This window comes from Microcoleus sp. AT9b-C3 (genome assembly GCF_036705485.1).
Classification (GTDB): Bacteria; Cyanobacteriota; Cyanobacteriia; order Cyanobacteriales; family Microcoleaceae; genus Microcoleus.
In genome coordinates, this window is the sequence record NZ_JAUBUR010000008.1 from 64,811 (window position 1) to 89,247 (window position 24,437).

Genomic DNA, 24,437 nt, shown 5'->3' on the forward strand with positions numbered 1-24,437 from the left:
AAGGTGCGCAATGCGCACCCTACATTTAGAGGTTTTGTGTATGTCCTGAATTAACTCGATTCCCAGTAAGGTGCGCATTGCGCACCCTACATTTAGAGGTTTTGTGTATGTCCTGAATTAACTCGATTCCCAATTACTAATTCCCAATTTTATATTCCATGTGCTCTGCTGTTTGTTCAGCTTGTGCTGTTCCCAAAAGCTTGCCGACAACGTGCAAAGACATATCAATTCCCGCAGCAATTCCCCCAGAAGTGATGATTTTGCCGTTATCTACAAATCGCTGATTTTCGATAATAGTTGTGTTGGGCGCTAATTGTCTCAGTAACTCCAATGCCCGATGGTGTGTAGTTGCTTCCAAACCTTCCAACAAACCAGCTTTTGCCAAAAGCAGCGAACCCGTACAGACAGAAAGCACTAATTCTGCTGTTCGCGCACAATCTTTTATCCAATTAATAACTGCTGAATTATCGATTAACTTTCTCGTACCTTGCCCTCCCGGTATAATTAAAATATCCGGTGGCGGACAATCGGAAATGGTGCAGTCGGGATTTACACTCAAACCGTTGCGGGCGTTGACAGCACCTGGATGTTCGGCTACGGTAGAGACTGCAAAAGGTCGTGAAGCGAAGCTATCCCGAAGGGAATCGCCCTTATTTAATTCTGATGTCACCGAAAACACTTCAAAGGGGCCTGCAAAGTCCAGTACCTCGACATCATCGAACATTAAAATAGCTACGTTCCTAGTTGCCATAAGACATACTTCTGATAGAGACCAAAAATAGCGGCGATTTGTTATCCTAGAACTGGTATAATTTAAATCATTAAAGCTATGCCGAAAAATATTCGCCATCGCGCCTTGAAACTATGTGTGTTGTGTCTGGCTTGTGCCTTGGCAATTGCTGTTTCGCCAATTTTTACACCCGCCCAATCCACAACTCAATTAGAATTTCGCATTACTCAATTAGAACGTCAAATTTCTGAACTCCGAGGACAAATCTACAGTTTGCAGAATCAAGGTTCTAGAGTTAACCGGCCTCAGTCTCCTTCCGGTTCTGGTCGCACAAATCCTAGAACGCCGTCTGGAGACCCGCTGTTTGACAATTTAGCAACTTTGGCAATTGAAAATAAGCAAGATATTATCAAAATTCAAGAGCGCTTGTCAAAGCTAGAAGCGTCGAGAAATCGCTAGAGAAGTCATTAGTCATTGGTCATTAGCCATTAGCCATTAGTCAAAAGGAAGAGGTTCAAGGGAAGAGGAAAAAAGTCAGTAGTCATTAGTTAGAAGAATGAAGTCATATTCTCGCCAACTCCCAACTCCAAACTGTCCCCCTCTCCTCCTCTCCCATTCTCTGACGTTGAGGTCGAAAACAGCAGGGTCTGCTAAAAATTAAGTCGCAGAACTATTCAATGATATGGAAATAATAGGCTGCAACCAAAAAATTGATTGCTAACAGCAAGAGAAACCAGCCTGCACGAAATGTGTAAGGGAATTTGCCCGTTTTCATCACGGAGTCGGATTTTAATTGGTTCTTCGCTATCTCTGGCATAGGTAAAGCTCCTAATTCATAATGTCACTCTATTTACAAATAGCAGAGAGCGTCGCACTTATGCACAATCCTCTAGAGTTATTTTTTGTAACAAGGAGTTTATACCGAGTTGAATTCAGATTAATTTCAATCGCTCTCTCCGGCGTGGTATGAACTGCGGACGAGAGGCCCCGATCGCACGCGCTCAAACCCCATCTCCCGCGCGATCGACCCAAAACGGTCAAATTCGGCCGGCGTCCAGTATTTACGCACTGGGAGGTGCTCTAGAGATGGTCTCATGTATTGACCGAGGGTGAGCCGATCGCACTTGGCATCCCGCAAATCAGTCATCGCTTCGACTATCTCGGCTTCGGTTTCCCCGTGCCCCAACATCAAACCGGATTTGGTGGGAATAGTTGGGTCATATTGCTTAACAATACGCAGAACGTCGATCGAGCGATCGTACTTCGCCCCCCTCCGCACCGGCCCTTGCAACCGCCGCACCGTCTCAATATTGTGGTTGTAACAAGCCGGTTTAGCCTCCACCACCGTCCGAATCCGCTGTCGCTGCAACTCATCGAGGCCGGAATTCTCCCCCTCTGAACTCCTCCCGATTCCCCCCCAAAAATCCGGCGTCAGCACCTCAACTTCAGTATGCGGGTTTAGACTGCGGATTTGGGCGATCGTCCTGGCAAACCAACCCGCACCCCCATCCGGCAAATCATCCCTCGCCACCGAAGTCAGCACTGCATAGCGCAAACCCAACAACTGCACAGCCTCGGCCACCTTTTGCGGTTCCTCCGGGTCTAGCGGCATCGGAGAATGGCCTTTATCTACTTGACAAAAAGCACAAGCGCGGGTGCAAGTCGGCCCCATCAACAAAAAAGTCGCCGTTTTTTGCGCGTAGCACTCGCCCCGGTTGGGACATCTCCCCTCCTCACAAATCGTGTGAATTTGCCGCTGTTTGATAATTTTTTGCACCTGGGAAAGTTCGCTAGCTTTGCCAACCGGCCTGCGCAACCACTCCGGCATCGCCTCGATTTCACCCCGCATTTGGGCGGCAACTGCTTTGACAGTAGGAGTTTTAGGAGTTTGGGGCGACATAAAATTAAGTGGCGATTGAGTTAATTCCTTCGATCGTATCCGAAATCAAAGCCCCTGAACTTGTAGGAGTATCACCCGAAATCAGGATCGTGCCGAGGTGCAACAAAACTAAACTCGCCCAGAATTATGGGTAGAATTCTGTTAGGGATATACTGAAGGTTGCAAATCATCACTCATTCATTACTGAAGGAGTCAGTCGTGGCTGGTCAAAAAATCTTGGTAATCGATGACAGTAAAGTCATCCGCGTCCGAGTCCGAGAGATGTTGCCTCAGGGTAACTTTGAAGTTCTAGAAGCAAAAGACGGCGAAGAGGGACTCAAACTGATCCGTCAAGCCCGGCCAAATCTAATTATGTTAGATTTCCTACTGCCCAAAGTCAGCGGTTGGGAAGTGTATCAAAAAGTGCAAGCCCATCCTGAGCTTTCTAAGATACCTTTGGTGATCATGTCGGGCCGCGAAGAAGAGGTGATGGAAAAAATTCCGAAACCCTTTGAGAAGCATTTTTTTGCATTCATCGCCAAACCGTTTGAGAAGAAGCAGCTAACCGAGGCAATCAAATCGGCGATGGTACTGGCCAAAAAGAAACCAGTACCGGAAGCCCCAGCAGCAGCCGCTGCACCCACTTCTGGAGGGGGCGCCGCCGAAATTCAGGCGATGACTGCGAAAATGGCGAAAATGCAAGCGGAAATTGATGCACTCAAAAAACAAATGACTCAGGTGATTACGATCATCAAGCAGAAATTGAAATAATTCTGGTGTTTTTTGAAGGCACTTATGTAGAAGGAAACTTCCACACCGTGAAACTTTCAGTTGAGTCTCAAAGGCTGCGATTTTATCTGCATTTTTTTGCCAAATTGTTTGAGCGAGTGCGATCGCCAATAGCCTGCAACTGGTTTATCAAAATCCCAGTGAGAAAATCAATTAAAAGTTAAAAATAAAACAAGGGAGGAAATTAATTATTAATTAATATTAGGATTTTTAATTCCCGCTCGTTCCACACTCAATTATTAACTCCTCAGTCTCATTTTTTTGGTTAATGACTAACGACTATTCCGATTTTTTGCCTCAACTGCGTGCCTCAACAGAGCAATTATTGAAAAGATTAGACTGCTTCGATCGAGCGCAGGTATTAGCGATCGGAGATTTGACCTTGGACGAGTTTCTTACCGGACAAGTAGAGCGAATTTCCCGCGAAGCACCTGTGTTGATTTTGCGCTACGAAAATACTCAGCAAGTACCAGGAGGTGGCGCAAATGCTGTCTATAATTTAGCCAAACTGGGAGGCAAAGTAAAAGTTGCTGGTTTGGTGGGAAAAGATGACCAGGGAAAGGCTTTGTGCGGTATTTTTGAGGCGGCGGGAATTGATACGGGTGGGATTTTAATCGATTCGCAGCGTCCAACTGTCACCAAAACTCGAATTTCCGGGCACGCGCGGCAGTCGGTAACTCAGCAAATTGTCCGAGTCGATCGCAAATCGGACGAGTTGCCGGATTTAGATTTGCAGTTGCAACTGGCAGACTACATCCGGCAGCAAATACCGACAGTAGATGCCGTGGTTTGTTCCGACTACGGCGACGGAGTTTGGACGAATTTGGCGATCGAATCGGCAGTGGTTCCCGGCAAAACAATTGTAGATGCTCAAACCAATTTGCAGCGATATTCTGGAGCAATGTTATTTACTCCGAACTTGCCCGAAGCCGAGCAAGCCGTCGGATATGCTATCAAAAACCCTCAAACTTTAATGCAAGCAGGACGCGATTTATTGAACTTAACTCAAGCTCAAAAAATCCTGATTACTCGCGGCGAAGAAGGGATGACTTTGTTTGAAAGGGCGATCGGCGAAGAAATCAAAAATTCACCTTCTCCAACATCCATTTGTGAAAAGGGCGAATTTGCCATTCAAAGTTGGGACATTCCCCCTTTTAACAAGACTGATGTATTCGACGTAACCGGTGCGGGAGATACAGTTGTAGCAGCAATGACTTTAGCTTTGTGCGTCGGTGCATCTGGTTGGGAAGCGGCAGTTTTGGGCAATTTGGCGGCTAGTATTGTCGTGCGTCAGTTCGGTACGGCAACGACGACAGCAGACGAAATGAAAGAAGCTTTGAAAACGATGATTGCACTATAGGCGCGGGTAAGCTGTAGAGCATTGTAATGGGCGATTGATTATTACTTGTTCCCAGGAAGAGCCTGGTAACGCAGATCCGGAGGCTCAGCCTCCAATTTTCCCGATCGCTTTTCGAGGCCGAGCCCCTGGATATCGGTTCCCAGGCTCTGCCTGGGAACCAGTTAAAATTCCCAATTCCCAATAACTACTTACTCTTTTTCAAAAGTTGTCCCTTGTCATCAATTGTCAAACCGCTATTGGGAAAATCGCTCTTTGTCAAACGGTCAATCAACCCCACAGTCCTAAATTTGTTATCAACAGCCGGAACACCTCGCCCGTCAAGTTGGACGGGGATAATCTTACCAGAAACAAAATCCCCTTGCGGAGTCATTTTCACATCCAAAATTAGAGATTGACCGAGTGCTCCTGCCGTGGACAAAGTGCGATAACCCAAAAAATTGCCCAGGGAATAAGCAATCAATTTCCCTTTATAAAGTTCCATCGCTCGGGGAACGTGCGGGCCGTGTCCCAAAATCAAATCGGCTCCCGCATCAATCATCGTCCGCGAAAACAAAACCATATTTCCCCGGTTTTCTCCGTAAAAGAACTCAGTTTTATTTCTCACATTCAGAGCTCCCGTTCCTTCAGAGCCAGCATGAACTGATATCACTACAATATCAGCCTTTTCCTTAGCTTTTTTGACAACTTCTGCTCCCGCTTTCAGTTCCAGCAAGGAATTGTGAACTTCGCCGTAGTTGCTGAAACCGATAAAGGCAAAATTCACACCCTTGACATTTTGATAAACAATTTGATCTCTTTTACCAACAGCCTTCATGCCATTGCTGTCGATGTTTTTAATTGTGTCCTTAAATCCCTGCTCGTTAAAATCGTAAGAGTGATTGTTGGCAACATTCAAAATATCAAAACCAACATCTTTGAAAATTTTCGCATAACTCGGAGGCGTCCGAAAGGCAAACAGCATTCGTCCGCCGCCTGCTTTGGAACTGTAAGGATAATCCGTCATCGTGCTTTCAAAATTGCCAAACAGAATATCAGCTCCTTTGAGGTACGGTTTTACCGACTCTAATAACATCTCTTTTTTTGCCGGCAGTTTATTGTAGGGATAATTTGTGCCGGGGATCATGTCACCAACTGCTTTGATGCTGACAGTGGCGGGCACAATGGCAGGTTTTTTGGCGGCAGGAGAGGGCGATTTTGGAGCGGGAAGGGGTTTGGCTGCGGGTGCAGGCGCGGGTGTCGATCGCACTTCTTGTACCGCAGGCTTTGACGTGAGAGGGTTATTAGTAGCGGTGGTTGAGGATTTGTAAAGTTGAGAAGCCAGCACAAAGCCGGATATCGGTACGAGAATTAGACTCAGAGCACCGACTGACAGCCCAGATTTTTTAGTTTTAGTGCGGGCTAACTCTGGCTGCGGTGAGGGCTTTTGCTGCCTTTGGTTTGGGGGTTTTGCAGTTGGGATTTTAGGGGGTTGGGGCGGAGATTTTTCTGGTGTTTGAGTGGGCGCTGTTGTGACATTTTGAGGTTTTTCTAGCTTGGGCAAAGTCACAGGAATGGGAGAAGCGGCTACACTAGCGGCTACTGCTGCACTCGCAGCTACTGCTGCATTCACGGCCACTAACGGACTCACGGTTTCGGAAGTCAAGCGTTTTTTTAATTCTACCGTCTGAGTCCAAGCGGGCAATTGCTGGCCACTGCGCCGCCCGTAAACTGTCACGGAGTAAAGGTTATTTGGTTGCAGCCGCTGCAACCCTTTGACTGCGACTCGGAGACAGGCTTCTTCTGCGGGTAAATGTTCTGCTTCCAGCAGCAGGTGCAGGGTGTCATTTTCCCGGCTGGCTTTAGCCGTGACGCCGAAGCTTTGGAGTGCTAGGCCGATCAGAAAGGCGATCGCCCTAGCATCGCCTTCTTTTGCTAAATTTAAAATATCTTGTTGGCTCACAAACGCCTCTACTCTCACACTAGAAATTTAGCTCGATCTTATATCAAATTTGGCGACACAGGATGAAATACCGATTGATTTAACTTAAGTAAGTGGGTACAAATAAACTGAAGGTGGGGAGAGGGCGCGTGCGTGAAAGGGTATACTCGCTCTCACTATAGCTTCTAACTAAATCCGACCCTTCTTTTACAAGATAGTATGATTTTTAGCGCTTGCTAGCTGAATACAATATTTCCTAACGGTTATCTTAGTCGATCGCCCAAACACTTCTATCCGGGATAAGTGCCCCCCTTGAAATTAACATCGGTCAAATCACCGCTCTCTTTCTGACAGCATTTTTGGTAAATAAAACGGGTTTATGAGCGTCGAGAGTGCGTCCTTAAATGTACGGAAAATATGCGGTTTAGCAGCGAAAAATTAACGAAAAAACCAAGTTTCTCGTTACCACTGCCAATCCCCCTGTCCCACTTGGGTCCAAATTCAGACAAAAACGATCGACCCGCAGGCTCGGAAGCTTGTTAAACTCTTGGTCATGCCACGCTATTAGTGAGAAATCGAGGGCGAGCCACAATCGTCTGCTAGCGCCCCCGCAGTGCTGCGCTGCGCGGCCTGCACGGCACAATGCACGTAGGTGAGATTAGCTGCAATCAACTTTTGGGATGCCGCTGCTAAAGTCGCGGCCGCCGATGTAGTTGTTCGTTTTAAACTAATTAAACTAATTATTTAAAGGAGTTGCACGTGAATGACACAATTGTGCTTATAAGATCTGGCTCAGTGCCCTCTCAAACCAGGGTTTTTCGTTAGTCTGGTGCTATTTTATTTGTGAGTTAGTTAAGCCCATAGCAGCTAGGATCGAGCTAACTCAAGGTTAAACTAAAGCTCGTCATGCGGCGTTGCCTCTCAAAACCCGGATTGAGTCTTATGGCGCATTACCGCTCCTCTGTATGTTTGTTCACCTGCATTGCCTGTCTGGGCGCTGCGTTCAGTCCAAGTGCCGACGGAGGGCAACAGGTACTCAATGCCTCTGCGCGTGCTGTTTCCCAAGAAATTGCTCAGGCGAACTCTCCCCCGGACGATCGCCAGGATTCCCAGCCTTCAAAACCGTCTCCAGCGCCCGATAAAAACAAATCTAAGCCGTCCAAAACGTCCAAATCTAATTCTAAGATCCCGAAATCGGTATCCAATTTGATCGTCATTTTGTCTCGTCAGCGGGGGTTCTTAATGTTGGGTTTGGCAGCAGTTGTCGTCACGGCAGCGGCAGTATTTATCATGCTCAAATTAGTTAGCAGCGGCGAGTCAAATCATTCTAAGCGAAGACGGGGAAGATTTGATCGCCACAACCAAAGAAACTCTCAGTTCACTAATCCCGGTTCTCCTACAAACTCGCACGAAATTAGACCGCAAGAGACTTCTTCTGGGCGACAATCGCTGTCAGCCTTGCCCTACCCTTTGGATTTGCCAAAAGACTACAGTATCGAGAGCAGCGATCGACCTTTTATCAGGGAATCCGGGGAATCCGAATCCGAGGATGCAGCATTCGAGGGCGATCGAATTAATTCCGACACCTCGCCATTGGAAACTCACAGCAATGGTTACAGCAACACAGGTTTCAACATTCCCGAAACAACTACTAATCAAGGCGATTCCCTAGCGAGTCGCAAGAAAGATATTGCCCTTCCCCAAACGGATGGTAGACCTCAAGTTGATATTATTGAAGCACTGATTGAAGATTTGCAGCAGCTAAATCCGGCAAAGAGGGGCAAAGCAATTTGGGAACTAGGTCAGCGGGGAGATTCCAGAGCCGTTGAGCCGTTGCTCGATTTGTTACCAAATTCGGACTCGAAGCAGTACAGTTTAATTTTGGCAAGTCTCTCGGAAATTGGCATTCGCACCCTCAAACCAATGAATAATGCTTGGTCAATTTCGCTGCAGAATGAAAATCCAGAAGTGCGTAAAAATGCAATTCGAGACTTGACGCGGATTTACGAATTGGTGAATCAAATCAGTTACTTGTTGCACCGTGCGACTGACGATCCAGATCCAGAAGTTCAGGAAACTGCTCGCTGGGCAATCAATCAGTTGAATCGCATCCGTCCGCGTTCTGGGATGGATTAATAAATGTAGCAATTTTAAAATCATTTAAAAATTGAGATTTGAGATTGGAGAATTTATAATTTAGATTATGTTAAAATTAGTGAATGCTGACTAATTACTAAGGACTAATGACTAATAACCCTTTAAAACTATTGTTTCTGTCAACTTCGGTCGGTCAACTAGGTTCGGGGTTGGGCGGCGGGGTCGAACTTACAGTCCTTAACATTGCTAAAGAATTGCAGAGTCGCGGTCATAAAATAGCAGTTGTAGCGCCGATAGGTTCAGTCTTAGAATCAATTCCAGTAATCGAAATAACGGGTGATTTGCAAGTAACCGCCCAAACACAAGATTACAATGATCCTATTGTGATGCCCGCAGATTCTGTGCTGGCGAATATGTGGGAATATGCTCGCCAAGTTCAGGATGAATCGGATGTCATTGTTAATTTTGCCTACGATTGGCTGCCGTTTTATTTGACACCATTTTTTAGGACTCCGATCGCACATTTGATCAGCATGGGCTCCCTTTCCGCAGCCCTCGATCGCATTGCCGGACAAACCGCCCTCGAGTTTCCTGGTACGATCGGAGTTCACACCGCTTCTCAAGCCAAAACATTCGCCTTTGCCGATGAATGTCAGTTGTTGGGAAATGGCATAGATTTATCCCTGTACGAATTTTGCAACAAACCGCAGTCTAAATTAGCTTGGCTAGGCCGCATCGCCCCGGAAAAAGGCTTAGAAGATGCAGTAGCAGCAGCGAAAATTACAGGCATTCCCCTGAAAATTATGGGCAAAATGCAAGATGAGGATTATTGGCAAAAAATTTGTGCAGATTACCCGGATGCTCCGGTAGAATATTTAGGGTTTCTGACAACAACCCAAATGCAAGAGCTAGTCCGTCAGTGCCGAGCATTGTTGATGACACCACGTTGGGTGGAAGCTTTCGGAAATGTCGCGATCGAGGCTTTAGCGTGCGGTGTGCCCGTGATTGCTTACGAGCGCGGGGGGCCGGCGGAAATTGTTAGAGACGGACTGACGGGCTTTTTAGTGGAGCCTGATAGCGTAAATGGCTTGGTAGGTGCGATCGCCCGCTTAGACCAAATTGACCGCAGCGCTTGCCGGCGACAAGCAGAGGTAGAATATTCTTTAGCAGCTTTGGGCGATCGTTGTGAACACTGGTTCAAATCTATCACTGCTAGTAGGGGGCGTCAGTAATAATACTGGCAAAATGTTACCAAGATTCGCTGACGGACGCACCTTACAAGTTTATTGAACAGCAATTCAAATCTATTCTAAAGTTGAGTTAAATAAACTCTTAATCGACCACAAAAAAAGAAAACAGAAAAAACTATGGCAACCGAACGTTTAGTGCTTTTATCCAGTAGAGAAATCGAAAAAATGCGCCAAGCAGGCCGTTTAGCGGCCGAACTTCTGCTACATCTCGAACCAATGGTAAAACCTGGTGTCAGCACTCTGGAAATTAACGATGAAGCCGAACGCTGGACTTTGGCACACGGAGCAAAAAGCGCTCCGCTAGGCTATAAAGGATTTCCCAAATCTCTGTGTGCTAGCGTCAATGAAGTAGTCTGTCACGGCATCCCGAATGCGAAACAAATTCTGAAAGAAGGTGACATTATTAATATTGATGTAACACCTTTAGTTGATGGTTATCATGGCGATACTTCCAAAACTTTTTTTGTGGGTAAACCTTCCCCTGTAGCGAAAAAGTTAGTTGAAGTAACCGAGGAATGTTTAAGAAGAGGAATTGCCGAAGTCAAACCGGGTGCTCGTACGGGCGACATAGGTGCCGCGATTCAAGAATATGCTGAAGCACAAGGTTTTTCGGTAGTGCGAAATTTTGCGGGACACGGGATTCACCGAGTCTTTCACACTGAACCGGAAATTCTGCACTACGGCAAGCGGGGTACGGGAAAAAAGCTCAGACAAGGCATGGTTTTTACGATCGAGCCGATGATTAATGAGGGTACTTGGGAAGTGGAAATTCTCGCCGATGGTTGGACATCTATCACCAAGGATGGAAAACTTTCGGCTCAATTTGAGCACACGTTAGCTGTCACAGATTCTGGGGTAGAAATTCTGACTTTGCCGTAGTAATGATTAACAAACAATCTGAAAAACTCACTCCTAAATCAATAATCAACCATATCCCGTAGGGGCGGTTTTACAGACAATATCTAACGATAATCAACAATCTAGATAAACCCGCCCCGCCACAACCGATAACCCAAATCCACCTGAAATTTGCATCGAATCCGAAAATGTAGGTTTGTATTTATGGGTGGGTGGGGGCGGGTTTTCGAGATAGTCTGTTTTAGTCAGAAATTGTCTGTAAAACCCGCCCCTACAGAATTACGATGATTCACCAAACACGCTCTAACTAATAACTAATAACTAATGACTGACATAAAATTTCTGCAACCAGGAGATTTGCTCAAAGTAATTGCCCCTAGTGGCACTTTGCGAGAATCAACCAACTTTGAAAAGGGTGTAGAAATTTGGAAATCCCGCGGGTATCGAATTGAATTAACACCGGGTTTTGACGATCGCTGGGGCTATTTGGCCGGTTCCGACGAAAACCGCGTCCGACAGCTAGCAGATGCCCTAAATGACCCGGATTGTCGCGGTATTCTCTGTGTTCGAGGCGGTTTCGGCAGCACTCGACTTTTGGAAAAAGGAAATGTGGGAAAGGCGGAAAATTCCCAATTTCCAACTCCCGATTCCCATTCGCCGAAATGGTTAATCGGCTTTTCCGACATTACTGCTTTGCTGTGGAATCAGGCTAAATTGGGTGTTTGGGGTGTTCACGGGCCGATGCTGACAACTTTGGCTGCTGAACCGGATTGGTCTGTCGATCGACTTTTTGACTGCATAGAAGGTCGTCCCTTACAATCTTTGCAAGGTAAAGGATGGGGCAGCGGAAAAGCCACCGGCCGGCTGTTTCCAGCGAATCTGACCGTGGCTTCTCATTTGCTCGGAACCCCGTATCAACCGGATTTGACCGGGGTTATTCTCGCATTTGAGGATGTTTCCGAGGCTCCTTACAGGGTCGATCGAATGCTGACTCAGTGGCGGATGGCGGGGGCTTTCGCTGGGGTGCGGGGCATTGCTGTGGGGCGCTTCAGTCGCTGCGAGATTGACCCGAGTATTCCTAGTTTTAGCATTGAAGAGGTTTTGCGCGATCGGCTGGGGGACTTGAATATTCCGATTGTATCCGATTTGCCCTTCGGGCACGAGGGAGTTAACGCTGCTTTACCGATGGGAATTATAGCTAGTCTTGACGCTGATTCGGGATTGCTCAGTTGCGGGTAAAAACTACTTTTTAGATAGCCTGAAAATCATTCATCAAAGTTCTGTAAAAGAATTGTCGATTTCAGAATATTTAAGGTGCGTTGTGCATGGTAGCGAAACTGAAGCATAAATAAAGCATAGGATAATAGTAAAATTATCAGGAAAAATGGGATGATTTCTAAGGGTGGTTTTTCGGTGACAAAGAAAAATACAAGCCAACCCAATCCCAAAGACAGTAAAAAGACAATAGATATAGTGGGAAGACTCATCTTCAATGGCAACACCGAACCGCCTTCAACGTCTTGAATTTGTCCTGTCGCCACCAAAAAGCCTCTCCAATCTCCGCCAGTAATTGTCGCGCGGAGGAAATCACCATCAAGCTCGATTTGGTAGCAGTAAAGAATTCGGCTTCCCCCGATTATAGCTTTGTGAACCGTTAAACCTGTACGAACTTTGGCAGCAAGCCGTTGGCGGACTACATTTTTGGAAAATGGTATATGAATGGTTGCTTCCCGGTAGGGCAAGAGCGAGTACAATAGTTTGAAGAACGGATTTAAATTTAATGGCATAGCAAAAAACACGATCGTGAATTGCATCAATTGCCACTACCTAATTCTAAGCAGGGATGTTTCATTCTATCAAAGTTTTCAAGCTCCAACCACTATAAGTAAATCTACGGAGGTTTTGGGGAATCGAGATTGTGCGATCGCGAATCGCGGGAGGTTTGCCCCTACATTCACGCTATATCTAGAGGGGTGGCGTAAATCCTGCCAGATAATAGTTTACAGCAACAAAATAGTCCCGTCGGGTGAGGCTAACACTAGATAGCCAAAATTACATTTAAAATGGATTATATGTGCAAATGTTGCTGGCAACACAGCAAAAAGATTTTAAAACTTTCGCAAAGAGGTGGATATGAGAACACACAACTTGTTAAACAGTATTGCGGCCACTGTGCTAGTTGCAGGATTGGCACTCACTGGCATTTCGTCTAGTGCTGTTGGCGAACAGATAGGGAATAACGATCGCATAGATGGAGTAATTCGCCGCACTTCCCCGATTTACCGTTTCCGAAATATGTGGGTTCCGGGATCTCCGACCGAAGAATTGCGCGGCCAAGAATACACATTCAGCGCGAGGGAAGGGGACAACATTGAAGTGTTTTTAGATACAGATAGAAGTCGCGGTTTTACTCCCGTAATGGTGCTGTTTTACGGGAACAACAAACAAGTCGCTTTTACGCAAGACCGTTCTTTTAATTATCAAATTCCCCGTAGTGGCGATTATAAACTGTTAGTGTTAGCAAAAGATGCAGCTAGAGGCGGTAGCTACACGCTGGAAGTTTCGGGAATTGATGGGGGCGACAGACGAGCTCGCAATTCGCGGGACGATTGGTACACCAGGCGAGATGACGATCGATATGACGGTGGATATGATAGAGAACGGCTGTTGCAAGATGATTTTGACTTGCGGTCTGTTGATTGTCGCGAGAGACGTTCTATGGTGAGAGTAAGGTTTGACGATGGTAATCAAGATTCAACTTACTGCGCGGTCCCGAATAGAAGGTATCCGGCGGGAGATTATTATTACAATTCGCGGACTAGAGAGTTAGACTCGGCGAGGCGGAATGATAGTAGATTCGATGCGGGCCCAGATCAATGTCGGGTAGTGGTGGGCGGAGTCTGTGTGACGAGATAGTTTCGATTTAACTCAATTGGTGTAAGTCCCACACCGTAACTGTACCCGGTTCGGTGTTGGGATATAAGCCAAACAAAAATATAGAAAGAGTTGGCATATAGAGTTGATTTGAGTTAATATATAGATGGTTGCGACCCACTCACTCGGCTGTAATAACAAAACGGTCATAGTAGCAGTAATATGTTTACCGGGAAACGGCGAGAGAAAGGAGGAAAAGGCAGACCGCTGGTTAGTATGGTATGCCCTGCTGTAAAAAATAACCCATGTTTGTTGTACGAAAATAGTTTTTGGTCTTAGGAAATAGGACTTCGGCGTGGGTTCCCTACGAGGGGATAAAGGGCGTAAAAGCCCAGAGATGCTGTGTAAGACTCCGATCGTCTTTGATGACGAATATTCAGCAATGAATATCCCCAATAGAGCGACGGCAAACGAGACACGAAGCCCGAATTATAACGGTACTCCGTTTAGTTTGGGTATTTCACAGATCGACTAAGTTACATCTTTGAGAGCCGATCGCGAAGTGTTCGGAGATTTTTTGACAACGCTCATGCTGCCGTCGGTTTCTAGCACGACTGCTTCGATTTCTTCGATCGACGCGCTGCCCGTCCCCCGAATCGCCGCCCGAATTTCCTCTTCACTCACGCGCTGCTGCCGCATCGCCACAGGCAGAAATTGGCCTTGGTTGAGCAGCATAGTAGGTTCGGCTTTGATGAGATTTTTTACCCACTTTACCCGCACGGCAAGCCACGTGACGATGAATTGCAGCCCGATGAGCAAGCCGAGTCCAAAAATGCCCTCGACGAGCGAAACGTCTTTTGACATGATGACAGTCGCCAGCGTCGAACCGAGCGCGATGGTAACGATGAAATCGAAGGCATTCCACTTCGACAGAGTTCGCTTGCCGGAGACGAGCAGCAAAACAATCAGCGCGGCGTAAGCGGAAACGCCGAGCGTCAAAATCCGAATTATTTCAAACCAATTGTCAAAAAACATATTTTTATTTCGCCGTCCTCATTTTGGGTGCTTCCCTGCTGCGCCAGTCCTAGATGCTTCGTCTGCTTGAGGTCGCGGTCGCGGATTCTGTTAGTTTGCATTGTCATTGTAGCAGAAGCGTGGATGTGAAAATTCCGTATTAGCAATAGTTTCAGCTATTAAGAATTCCTTGACCGTGCCAGAAGGTTGCTATCGAACTCAGCCACTCCCTCATCTCCCTCCCCGCTGACAGATGAATTTTTTGTCAAAAAGGACGATCGCACAGTGGTAAGCTACCAAAGGCATTGAAATATCTAAGGTAGAGAAAAGTTAAAATGTCGGCATTAAATGAAGTTCCCTTGTTGTTGCGGGCAGCCCGCGGCGAAACCCTAGACCGCCCGCCCGTGTGGATGATGCGTCAAGCCGGCCGCTACATGAAGGCTTATCGAGATTTGCGAGAAAAGTATCCCTCGTTTCGCGAACGTTCCGAAATTCCCGAAGTTGCGATCGAAGTTTCCCTTCAGCCGTGGCGCGCGTTTCAACCCGACGGCGTAATTCTGTTTTCCGATATTGTCACCCCTATGCCCGGTTTGGGCATCGACATGGACATCGCCGAAGGTAAAGGCCCGATTATCCACGCACCCATCCGCACTCAGCAGCAAATTGACAACCTGCAACCGCTGAACCCGGAAGAAAGCTTGCCGTTTATCAAAACAATCCTGAAATCCCTGCGCGAAGAAGTCGGCAACAAATCCACCGTGCTCGGCTTTGTGGGCGCGCCCTGGACGTTGGCAGCCTATGCCGTTGAGGGCAAAGGTTCTAAGGATTATGCCATCATCAAAAACATGGCATTTTCCGATCCAACTTTACTGCATCAGTTGCTGTCGAAATTCGCCGATGCGATCGCCGTTTACGTGCGCTATCAAATCGACTGCGGCGCCCAAGTAGTGCAAATGTTCGACTCCTGGGCCGGCCAACTCTCCCCGCAGGACTACGACACCTTCGCCCTACCTTACCAGAAACAAGTATTCGAGCAAGTCAAAAAAACCCATCCCGACACCCCGCTAATTCTGTTAGTCACCGGTAGCGCCGGCCTCCTCGAACGCATGACAACATCCGGCGCGGATATCATCAGCGTGGATTGGACGGTTGATATGGCCGACGCGCGCAAGCGTTTGGGCCCCAACATGAACGTTCAGGGAAATCTCGATCCCGGCGTGTTGTTTGGTTCTCAACCGTTTATTCGCGATCGAATTCTTGATACAATTCGCAAAGCCGGTCATCGCGGACACATCCTCAATTTGGGACACGGCGTCTTACCGGGAACTCCCGAAGATAACGTGCGTTTCTTCTTTGAAACCGCAAAACAAGCCGACAAATTGCTTGCAGTTGCTGCTTAATTTGATTTCGATTGTAGAATGCGATCGAATCCGGTTAATTGCAACTCATATTTGTAGGACACTCCAAGAGTCCATTAGTGTCAACTTAACGTAAAACCCACCGTCTCTCTTGTTTGTATCAAAGTCTAGATCCCCCCTAACCCCCCTTAATAAGGGGGGATATGAACCACTCAAAGTCCCCCTTATTAAGGGGGATTTAGGGGGATCTGGACTCGAATAAAAGCGATATTCCTCATGGACTTTAGGTTGAAGTTGGCACTAATAGGCCATGCCGTTTCCCTACCCTCGAAAAATCCTCAAATCCTCCCTCTTCCCCTGCGGCAAAATGAACTCCAAAAAAATTTTTGTGACGGGTGCAAGTGGCTGTATCGGTCACTACATGGCCGAAACTTTGATTCAAGAAACAAACCACGAACTTTACCTCTTAGTTCGCAACCCAGAAAAATTAAAATTTGACTGGAAAGCCCGCCCCGGCATCCATATAATACAAGGCGATATGCGAGATATCGATCGACATGCCGAACTTCTCCAAACAATAAATGTAGCGATTTTAGCTGCCACTGCTTGGGGAGGAACTCAAGAAGTGTTTGACGTTAACGTAACCAAAACTCTCCGCCTAATTCAACTACTTTCGCCACAGACTTGCCAGCAAGTAATTTATTTTTCAACGGCAAGTATTCTCGGTCGAGACAACAATTTGCTGAAAGAAGCCGGGGAACTAGGAACAGATTATATTAGCTCAAAATACAACTGCATGGTGCATTTGTCAGCCTTGACAAATGTGCCTCCAATTACAGCACTTTACCCGACATTAGTATTGGGAGGAGATGCAGAAAAACCAGTTTCTCACTTGTCATCTGGTCTGCCACTTGTCGCCAAATGGATTGGTTTGATTCGCTGGTTTAAGGCAGATGGCAGTTTTCACTTCATCCACGGTGCAGATATTGCCAAAGTAGTTAATTATTTAGTTGAACATCCACCTGCTTCCGAAGAACCGCGACATTTTGTGCTAGGAAATCCGGCAATTACAGCTAATGAAGTGGTAGAACAAGCTTGCCAGTATTTGAATAAAAACATATTTTTTCGGATTACTCTGTCACCTTGGCTAGCAGATTTCTTTATTTGGCTGTTCCGAATTCAGGTGGCTGCTTGGGATAGATTTTGTATCAGCTACCGCCATTTTACCTATCAAAATCTGGTGAATCCCGAAAGCATAGGAATGCCGAGTTACTGCGGCACAGTGGCAGATATGTTAAGAACTAGCGGGATTCCGGGCAAAGATTCAAAGTAGGGGAGAAGGAAGTTCGGCAGCGGATTATGTAACGGATGTAACGGATGTAACGGATGTCAGGAAGAAGGAAGAGGTTCGAGGGAAGAAGGAATGTGCACTAAACGAGTAATGTAGGGTGATTCGTGCACACCAAACGACTAATTTACTGTTTCAAGTTTTTTTTGCCTTAATCCCATGCTTTTTAAATGCGATTATCCTCAATTAAGGGTCAAATACGATAAGATATCAGCATTTGCAAACTTTAACAGGGAACTGCAAGCTAAAAATTGCGCTCATTGTGTGTGGCTTAGGGGGTGTGACCCCTCGCCAGATATTCGATCGAGTGCAAGATCGTAATTTTAGCCTTAACATGAAGTCTTGAGAGTCGATAAAACTCTCAAACACGCCAGCCCGATCGCAAGTTGTTTACTGATGTGAGGTTTAACATATAATGCGAGTTCTTCTAGTTTACCCGCTGTTTCCGAAAACATTTTGGTCTTACGAGAAAATCTTAGAATTAGTCGATCGTAAAGTGCTGCTGCCACCGCTGGGTTTGGTAACTGTAGCAGCTATTTTACCCCAAGAATGGGAATTTAAGTTAGTCGATCGCAATATCAGACAAATTACAGAAGCTGAATGGGAATGGGCAGAGCTCGTTATTCTGTCCGCAATGATTGTCCAAAAAGAAGATTTGCTAGACATAATTCGCGAAGCAAAACGGCGCGGTAAATCCGTAGCTTGCGGCGGCCCTTACCCGACTTCAGTACCCGAAGAACCTCAAGCAGCGGGCATAGATTACCTGATTCTCGACGAAGGCGAAATCACCTTGCCAATGTTTGTCGAAGCAATAGCGCGCGGCGAAAAAAGCGGAATTTATCGATCGGACGGCGTAAAACCCGATGTTACCACAACCCCCGTTCCCCGCTTCGACTTGCTGGAATTAGACGCCTACGACTCGATGTCGATTCAATTTTCCCGAGGTTGTCCCTTCCAGTGCGAATTCTGCGACATCATCGTCCTCTACGGCCGCAAACCCCGCACCAAAAACCCCCAACAATTGATAGCAGAATTAGACTATCTCTACAACTTGGGCTGGCGGCGCGGCGTGTTCATGGTAGACGACAACTTTATCGGCAACAAACGCAGCGTCAAACTGTTGCTAAAAGACTTACAAGTCTGGCAAGAAGAACACAAATTCCCGTTTACTTTCAACACAGAAGCGTCCATCGATTTAGCCCAAGACCAAGAATTGATGGACATGATGGTTGCTTGCAATTTTAATGCAGTATTTCTAGGGATTGAAACCCCTGATGAAGAAAGCTTGCAAATGACCAAAAAATTCCAAAATACCCGCAATTCCCTGATCGAATCCGTAGAATTAATTGCCAAATCGGGTTTGCGAGTAATGGCCGGATTTATCATCGGATTTGACGGCGAAAAACCCGGTGCCGGTCAGCGGATTGTCAAGTTTGCCGAAGCAGCAGCCATTCCGAGTACAACCTTTGGAATGCTGCAAGCTTTGCCACACACTGCATTGTCCCACAGACTAGCAAAAGAAGGGCGGTTGCGCGACAAATCTGGCAACCTCAATCAGACTACTTTGATGAACTTTATCCCGACGCGGCCTCTCGAAGATATTGCCCGCGAATATGTCGAGGCATTCTGCGAAGTGTACGATGCTGAGAAATATTTAGACCGGACTTATCGCCATTTCTTAATGTTGGGTGCACCTACAGCAAAGATACCTGCAAGAGTTCCCAGTTGGATCGATTTGCGAGCACTGCTAACTGTGGTTTGGCGGCAGGGAGTCAAGCGCAAAACTCGGTGGAAGTTCTGGCATCATTTGTTCAGCATTCTCAAACGCAATCCTGCGGTTTGGGATCATTATTTGACTGTGTGTGCTCACAACGAGCATTTCCTCGAATACCGCCAGATTGTACGGGATGAAATTGAAGCTCAATTGGCTGAGTTTTTGGCTAATGAGTCTCAAACAGTATATCAAGAACCTGTTGCTGTTGAGGAGAAGCAAGTGCAAGCTGTTTAGGGTTGGAGAATTGAACCGCAGATGAACGCAGGTAAACGCAGATGAATTTAAGATTGTCTGCGTTTATTTGGTTATACTTAGTTTATAGACTTGGTTTTTTAAGAGCATGGAAACTGTAAATATCCATCAAGCTAAAACAAATTTATCACGACTATTGTCGCGTGTGGAACTGGGAGAAGAAATCATTATTTCCAACGAAGGCATCCCAGTCGCGAAGTTGGTTCCGTTTCGTACTTCATCCAATCGACGAGCTAGTTTGGGACAAGATCGAGGGAGATTTGTTTTGCCAGAGGACTTTAACGATCCTTTGCCAAAAGAGATTTTGACAGCATTCGAGGGAGATGAAGAGTGAAACTCTTGCTGGATACGCAGTGTTTTTTGTGGTGGTTTGCCCAACCAGATCGATTGAATGAGGAGGCGATCGCACATATTGCCGATGAAACGAACGAATTGTGGTTTTCTGTTGCTAGTGTCTGGGAAATGGGCATCAAAGTTGCGATCGGAAAGTTACCACTGCCAGAACCGATAGATACCTACATTTCGACACGCATGATACAGTTAGATGCGCGATCGCTCGAAATTACAGCACCTCATGCCCTGCGAGCGGCTCCGTTACCATTACATCATCGAGATCCCTTCGATCGAATGCTGATTGCCCAGGCTCAGATGGAGGAGATGACGCTTGTGAGTGCTGATTCAATGTTCAAGCAATACAGCGATATTGATATTCTTTGGGCCGCCAATTCGTGAGATTAATCTCGTTTCCAAGCTCTGCCTGGGAATGTCATATCTGCGGATATGCTGGCTCAAGAAAGCAAGCAGATAGAGCCTCCTTCGGCATTCTCATTTTCTGACTGAAAAGGTGAAATACTACTATTGGCTGCTGCACTTATTTCGGCAGATAGAGGCGCGATCGCCCGCAAATATGAAAATCTAATTACAAGATAAAAAATATCAAAATAGCGATCGCCCTCAACCCGCCATGTTAGGAACAAATCAACTCAGAACAGCCGCTCTCTTAGGACTCCTAAGCGGCCTTCTCGTTTTAGGAAGTTATTATTTAATCGGCAACGAGCAAGGACTTTACATCGGTTTAGCGCTAGCGGCTTTCTCAAGTTTTAGCTCTTGGTACTATTCCGACACCGCCGCGTTAATGGCTTACCGCGCTCAGCCGATCGCCCGCAGCGAAGCTCCCGAAATCTACGATATGGTAGCATCGCTGAGCGAAAAAGCCCAAATTCCGGTGCCGAAAATATTTCTAGTTCCCACTCAATCTCCGAACGCATTCGCCACAGGAAGAGACCCGGAACACGCGACAATAGCAGTTACTGAAGGCATCATTAAGCTGCTTTCCCGCGAAGAATTGGAAGGCGTTTTAGCCCACGAACTCACCCACATCCGCAACCGCGACACGCTCACTCAAGCAGTTGCAGGAACAATTGCCGGCGCCATTACATTTGTCGGGCGAATTCTGACTTTTGGAGCGCTTTACGGCCCGGTAACGCGGGATAGCAGACAAGGCCCAAATCCGTTTGGTTTGCTGTTTTTAATCATTTTAGCACCGCTATCAGCAACCGTAATTCAAATGGCGATTTCTCGGACGAGGGAATTTGCAGCCGACAGCGGTGCGGTGGAAATTACCAATAACCCGATCGGCTTAGCAAACGCGCTGCAAAAATTGGAGAAAATGGGTCATGAAATTCCGATGCACGGCAATCCTGCGATGTCACCGCTGCTGATTGTGAATCCTTTTTCGACTAAAGGTTTGCAGTCACTTTTCCGCACTCACCCGCCGACAGAGGAGCGCATTCAGCGCCTTTTGGAAATCGCGCAGCAGCAGCAGCAAGGTTCTCCTGTTATGGCTTACATAAACGGAATTTGATCGGTCGAAAATGCAGCAACAATATGGAGAAACCCGGTGTTTTGAAGCAACCGGGTTTCTGTATGTTTATAACGATCGCTGTAGGGAGCGACTAATTAGATAGGTAGGGGCGATCGCTATTTCTGCAAACATCGCATAGTTTGGTATTTACTGTGAGGGGTGATGCCTCCATTGAAAGGATTTACCCCACGCTCAGCAATTCATCAAGCTTGTTTTTTAAGTCCGGTGATGCTAGTAGTGGTCTATAAACTTCACCTTCATAGGGCTTCCAAACATATCCAAGAGTGAACGATAGAAAAACTGAAGATGCTCCGATTGCTTGCCAAACAGCTTCAGCTAAAACCAATCCAGGAAAAACCAAGGCAGGCTCTTCAATCAATTCGCTGTAGGTTCTAAACTCATCTACTTCCATATCAACTAAAGCATACCGAAACGGTGGAGCAAACCGCAAACTCTGATACAGAAATATACCTATTTCCGTCATTAAATAAGCACTTTCTGGAGTGTCAATTCCCATCTCACTGATGCCACTTGGACAAACACGACACCACCAATTTTCTTCTATGTCCTGAAAAATTTCTGCCCGACATTGGGAATGTCTACCGTTTGAGAGCACCAAGGAAATTTCATTGAAATATTGAGCAAATTGCTGTGCTTCAGATTGCTTTGTGCCACATTCAGCCGATAAGCTAAACACCCATGCCATTGCTGTTTTCCTGTTGACTAAATTAAACTATCAAACTTTCTCCCATTCGTTCTGTGTCGGGACCAGGGCTGCTTCATATTTCTCTAAAAGCATTGTAGCGCTTAGCAAAATACTGACATGAGTTGGACGATATTGCACAGATTCAATATTTCCGAGGATCTTGCTGTCGTCAATCTGCCAAAGAGGATCTTTTCCTGTTCCGCCAAATTTTGGGGGTTTGCGGAATGGTGGTAAGCCTTCGATAGAGAGGGATTATCGCACAAACGCAGATTTGTCCGTTTGCCGTTGTCTGTTTCAGTCGGCTCATCGTGGAGTGCGATCGCAAAACGCAGATGATTTGGAATCATCTGCGTTCATCTGCGGTTTAATTAAACCCTATTAACCTCAAGCCGTAACCTTATCTAAAGGCCGCACTTGATGGAGAAATTCGCGAAGTGCATCGCCTTCCACCACTTCAGTTTCCAACAGCTTCTGCGTAATTGTTTCCAACAATTCCCGATTTGCTTTCAGAATATCCACAGCTTGTTGGTGTGCAGTTTCGACAATTTCCTTCACTTCTTGGTCGATCGCCTCAGCAGTCTGAGCACTTACCGCACGGCGGGCATTTCCCATACCGTCATTGAGGAACATTGCTTGTTGACCTCGATCGTAAGCTAGAGGCCCCAAAACCTTACTCATCCCGTAAGTTGTCACCATCCGTTCAGCTAAATCAGTCGCCCTTTGCAAGTCATTTGAAGCGCCAGTAGTAATGCTACCAAACACGACTTCCTCAGCCGATCGCCCGCCCAGCAGTGTAGCAATTTGACCGCGCAGTTCCGATTCATCCAACAAGAAACGGTCTTCTGTCGGTACTTGCAACGTGTAACCCAGTGCAGCCATACCGCGCGGGACGATCGAGATTTTTGACACTTCGCCGCCGCCAGTCATCGCAGCACCCACCATCGCGTGCCCGACTTCGTGGTAAGCCACAATCTTTTTCTCTTTTTCGTTGAGCACCCGGCTTTTCTTTTCCAAGCCAGCGACAACGCGCTCAAACGCCTCATAAAAGTCTTCCTGAGCTACAGTTAGGCGCTTGTTGCGAGCAGCTAGCAAGGCAGCTTCATTGACCAAATTTGCCAAATCTGCGCCCGAAAAACCGGGGGTGCGAGTGGCGACAGCCTTCAAGTCAATATCCGGGCCCAACTTCACTTTTTGAGAGTGAATGTTCAAAATTTCTTCGCGGCCCGATAAATCGGGGCGATCGACTAAAACTTGGCGATCGAAACGGCCAGGGCGCAACAAAGCAGCATCCAAACTTTCTGGGCGGTTAGTTGCAGCCAGCACAATTACCGTAGTATTGCCCGCCGCAAAACCATCCATTTCAGTTAACAGTTGATTGAGAGTTTGTTCGCGTTCGTCATTCCCACCGAAGCTAGCGTTACTGCTACGAGATTTGCCGATCGCGTCCAATTCATCTATGAAAATAATACAAGGAGCCTGTTTCTTAGCCTGCTCGAATAAATCTCTAACTCTTGCAGAACCAACACCTACAAACAGTTCCACAAACTCCGAACCCGAAATGCTAAAAAACGGCACGCCAGCTTCACCAGCCACTGCTTTCGCTAACAGCGTTTTGCCAGTTCCCGGAGGCCCGACTAACAGCACGCCCTTCGGAATTCTCGCGCCAATTGCCGTAAATCTGTCAGGAGTTTTCAGGAACTCAACAACTTCGACTAATTCAGTTTTAGCTTCTTCTACTCCAGCCACATCAGCAAAAGTAATTTTCGCCGATTCGCCTTCTACATAGACCTTAGCTTTGCTTTTGCCGAGCGAGAGCGCACCCTGTGGCCCGCCACCCTGCCTGTTCATGAAAAATTGAAAAATCGCCACAAAAATCAGCGGCGGAACCACCCAGCTTAAAACACTGCCGATCCAGCCATTTTTGGCAGGGGGAGTTGCCGCAAATTCAACGCCTTTTTCTTGCAAAAGTTTAGGAAGTTCCAGGTCAAAAATTGGCGTAGTGGAGAGCACTTGACCGGGTTTGTCGCCTTCGCCTTTGAGTTGGTAGCGAATTTCATTTTGACCTACTGAAGCTCTGACTACATCTTGTTCTTGTACTTGATGGACGAACAAGCTGTAAGGCACTTGCGGAATTTGGGGGCCGAACAAATTGGGTAAAAAGATGTTTGCCAGCAAAAACAAACTTGATAGCAATAACAAAATATTGCTAATTTGGCGAAAACGAGGTGCTTGGGGCTGGTCTTTAATAGCCATTGATAACTGTCATCCTTTGATTTAAAGCAGTTTTATTCATCTATTTTCTCATCAAATACCCACACACTGTTAAGCGGATTTCCTCACTTTATCGGGTGGGTTAACCCGCTAGC

At 46.6% G+C, this 24,437-nt stretch carries 24 protein-coding genes; 14 read left to right on the plus strand and 10 right to left on the minus strand.

Annotation, left to right across the window (positions count from 1 at the left end; all coding sequences use genetic code 11):
- Window positions 1–136 precede the first annotated feature (136 nt).
- A complete protein-coding gene (locus QUB77_RS09840) occupies window positions 137–751 on the minus strand; it encodes a DJ-1/PfpI family protein (protein ID WP_333171829.1) in 615 nt (204 codons plus the stop codon).
- A 78-nt stretch (window positions 752–829) separates the two neighbouring features.
- On the opposite strand from QUB77_RS09840, the gene QUB77_RS09845 reads away from it, so the two are divergent.
- Window positions 830–1,189, plus strand: coding sequence for a hypothetical protein (locus QUB77_RS09845; protein WP_333171831.1), 360 nt, complete (start codon window positions 830–832; stop codon window positions 1,187–1,189).
- Window positions 1,190–1,400: 211 nt separating this feature from the next.
- On the opposite strand, the gene QUB77_RS09850 is transcribed toward QUB77_RS09845, so the two are convergent.
- The gene (locus QUB77_RS09850) at window positions 1,401–1,547 is read right to left on the minus strand and encodes a photosystem I protein PsaX (RefSeq protein ID WP_333171832.1); all 147 of its coding nucleotides are present in this window, start codon (window positions 1,545–1,547) and stop codon (window positions 1,401–1,403) included.
- 126 nt (window positions 1,548–1,673) lie between these two features.
- Window positions 1,674–2,630 carry a lipoyl synthase gene (gene lipA, locus QUB77_RS09855; protein WP_333171834.1) on the minus strand — a complete coding sequence of 319 codons (957 nt, stop codon included), beginning with the start codon at window positions 2,628–2,630 and terminating at the stop codon, window positions 1,674–1,676.
- A gap of 198 nt (window positions 2,631–2,828) precedes the next feature.
- On the opposite strand from lipA, the gene QUB77_RS09860 reads away from it, so the two are divergent.
- Window positions 2,829–3,380, plus strand: coding sequence for a response regulator (locus QUB77_RS09860; protein ID WP_333069606.1), 552 nt, complete (start codon window positions 2,829–2,831; stop codon window positions 3,378–3,380).
- Between the two features lie 286 nt (window positions 3,381–3,666).
- Window positions 3,667–4,758, plus strand: a complete 1,092-nt coding sequence (locus QUB77_RS09865; RefSeq protein ID WP_333171836.1) for a PfkB family carbohydrate kinase — start codon at window positions 3,667–3,669, stop codon at window positions 4,756–4,758.
- A gap of 184 nt (window positions 4,759–4,942) precedes the next feature.
- Here QUB77_RS09865 and QUB77_RS09870 read toward each other — a convergent pair whose 3' ends face one another.
- On the minus strand, window positions 4,943–6,697 hold the full coding sequence (locus QUB77_RS09870; protein ID WP_333171839.1) for a CapA family protein: 1,755 nt from the start codon (window positions 6,695–6,697) through the stop codon (window positions 4,943–4,945).
- A gap of 921 nt (window positions 6,698–7,618) precedes the next feature.
- Between QUB77_RS09870 and QUB77_RS09875 the strand changes: the two genes are divergently transcribed.
- The 4 genes from QUB77_RS09875 to QUB77_RS09890 all read left to right on the plus strand — a co-directional run bounded on the left by QUB77_RS09875 (window position 7,619) and on the right by QUB77_RS09890 (window position 12,120).
- The gene (locus QUB77_RS09875) at window positions 7,619–8,812 is read left to right on the plus strand and encodes a HEAT repeat domain-containing protein (RefSeq protein ID WP_333171841.1); all 1,194 of its coding nucleotides are present in this window, start codon (window positions 7,619–7,621) and stop codon (window positions 8,810–8,812) included.
- Window positions 8,813–8,919: 107 nt separating this feature from the next.
- The gene (locus tag QUB77_RS09880) at window positions 8,920–10,005 is read left to right on the plus strand and encodes a glycosyltransferase family 4 protein (RefSeq protein ID WP_333171843.1); all 1,086 of its coding nucleotides are present in this window, start codon (window positions 8,920–8,922) and stop codon (window positions 10,003–10,005) included.
- 135 nt (window positions 10,006–10,140) lie between these two features.
- On the plus strand, window positions 10,141–10,902 hold the full coding sequence (gene map, locus QUB77_RS09885) for a type I methionyl aminopeptidase (RefSeq protein WP_190659689.1): 762 nt from the start codon (window positions 10,141–10,143) through the stop codon (window positions 10,900–10,902).
- Window positions 10,903–11,205: 303 nt separating this feature from the next.
- Window positions 11,206–12,120, plus strand: a complete 915-nt coding sequence (locus tag QUB77_RS09890; protein WP_333171845.1) for an LD-carboxypeptidase — start codon at window positions 11,206–11,208, stop codon at window positions 12,118–12,120.
- A 26-nt stretch (window positions 12,121–12,146) separates the two neighbouring features.
- Here QUB77_RS09890 and QUB77_RS09895 read toward each other — a convergent pair whose 3' ends face one another.
- Window positions 12,147–12,668, minus strand: coding sequence for a hypothetical protein (locus QUB77_RS09895; RefSeq protein WP_333171847.1), 522 nt, complete (start codon window positions 12,666–12,668; stop codon window positions 12,147–12,149).
- 346 nt (window positions 12,669–13,014) lie between these two features.
- On the opposite strand from QUB77_RS09895, the gene QUB77_RS09900 reads away from it, so the two are divergent.
- Entirely contained in the window at window positions 13,015–13,797 is a 783-nt protein-coding gene (locus tag QUB77_RS09900; RefSeq protein ID WP_333171849.1) for a hypothetical protein, read from the plus strand.
- A gap of 489 nt (window positions 13,798–14,286) precedes the next feature.
- Here QUB77_RS09900 and QUB77_RS09905 read toward each other — a convergent pair whose 3' ends face one another.
- Window positions 14,287–14,790 (minus strand): YetF domain-containing protein, encoded by a 504-nt coding sequence (locus QUB77_RS09905; protein ID WP_333171851.1) that lies wholly within the window; start codon window positions 14,788–14,790, stop codon window positions 14,287–14,289.
- A 314-nt stretch (window positions 14,791–15,104) separates the two neighbouring features.
- Between QUB77_RS09905 and hemE the strand changes: the two genes are divergently transcribed.
- From hemE to QUB77_RS09930, 5 genes are all read left to right on the plus strand, one after another.
- On the plus strand, window positions 15,105–16,169 hold the full coding sequence (gene hemE, locus QUB77_RS09910) for a uroporphyrinogen decarboxylase (protein ID WP_015178097.1): 1,065 nt from the start codon (window positions 15,105–15,107) through the stop codon (window positions 16,167–16,169).
- Window positions 16,170–16,494: 325 nt separating this feature from the next.
- Window positions 16,495–17,460, plus strand: a complete 966-nt coding sequence (locus QUB77_RS09915) for an NAD(P)-dependent oxidoreductase (RefSeq protein ID WP_333171853.1) — start codon at window positions 16,495–16,497, stop codon at window positions 17,458–17,460.
- A gap of 430 nt (window positions 17,461–17,890) precedes the next feature.
- Complete coding sequence (locus QUB77_RS09920; protein WP_333171855.1) at window positions 17,891–19,483, plus strand: B12-binding domain-containing radical SAM protein; 1,593 nt, start codon at window positions 17,891–17,893, stop codon at window positions 19,481–19,483.
- A gap of 106 nt (window positions 19,484–19,589) precedes the next feature.
- Window positions 19,590–19,835 carry a type II toxin-antitoxin system Phd/YefM family antitoxin gene (locus tag QUB77_RS09925; RefSeq protein WP_333171857.1) on the plus strand — a complete coding sequence of 82 codons (246 nt, stop codon included), beginning with the start codon at window positions 19,590–19,592 and terminating at the stop codon, window positions 19,833–19,835.
- On the plus strand, window positions 19,832–20,233 hold the full coding sequence (locus tag QUB77_RS09930; RefSeq protein ID WP_333171859.1) for a type II toxin-antitoxin system VapC family toxin: 402 nt from the start codon (window positions 19,832–19,834) through the stop codon (window positions 20,231–20,233). Before QUB77_RS09925 ends, QUB77_RS09930 begins: the two co-directional genes overlap by 4 nt.
- A gap of 56 nt (window positions 20,234–20,289) precedes the next feature.
- Here QUB77_RS09930 and QUB77_RS09935 read toward each other — a convergent pair whose 3' ends face one another.
- Window positions 20,290–20,478: a hypothetical protein gene (locus tag QUB77_RS09935; RefSeq protein ID WP_333171860.1), complete on the minus strand. Its 189-nt coding sequence runs from the start codon at window positions 20,476–20,478 to the stop codon at window positions 20,290–20,292.
- Here QUB77_RS09935 and QUB77_RS09940 point away from each other — a divergent pair.
- Window positions 20,466–21,365, plus strand: a complete 900-nt coding sequence (locus tag QUB77_RS09940; protein WP_333171862.1) for a M48 family metalloprotease — start codon at window positions 20,466–20,468, stop codon at window positions 21,363–21,365. The genes QUB77_RS09935 and QUB77_RS09940 overlap by 13 nt on opposite strands.
- A gap of 181 nt (window positions 21,366–21,546) precedes the next feature.
- On the opposite strand, the gene QUB77_RS09945 is transcribed toward QUB77_RS09940, so the two are convergent.
- The 3 genes from QUB77_RS09945 to ftsH4 all read right to left on the minus strand — a co-directional run bounded on the left by QUB77_RS09945 (window position 21,547) and on the right by ftsH4 (window position 24,324).
- A complete protein-coding gene (locus QUB77_RS09945) occupies window positions 21,547–22,071 on the minus strand; it encodes a hypothetical protein (protein ID WP_333171864.1) in 525 nt (174 codons plus the stop codon).
- A 101-nt stretch (window positions 22,072–22,172) separates the two neighbouring features.
- Window positions 22,173–22,418 (minus strand): hypothetical protein, encoded by a 246-nt coding sequence (locus QUB77_RS09950; protein WP_333171866.1) that lies wholly within the window; start codon window positions 22,416–22,418, stop codon window positions 22,173–22,175.
- Between the two features lie 37 nt (window positions 22,419–22,455).
- Window positions 22,456–24,324, minus strand: a complete 1,869-nt coding sequence (gene ftsH4, locus QUB77_RS09955) for an ATP-dependent zinc metalloprotease FtsH4 (protein ID WP_333171868.1) — start codon at window positions 24,322–24,324, stop codon at window positions 22,456–22,458.
- Between the last annotated feature and the right edge of the window lie 113 nt (window positions 24,325–24,437).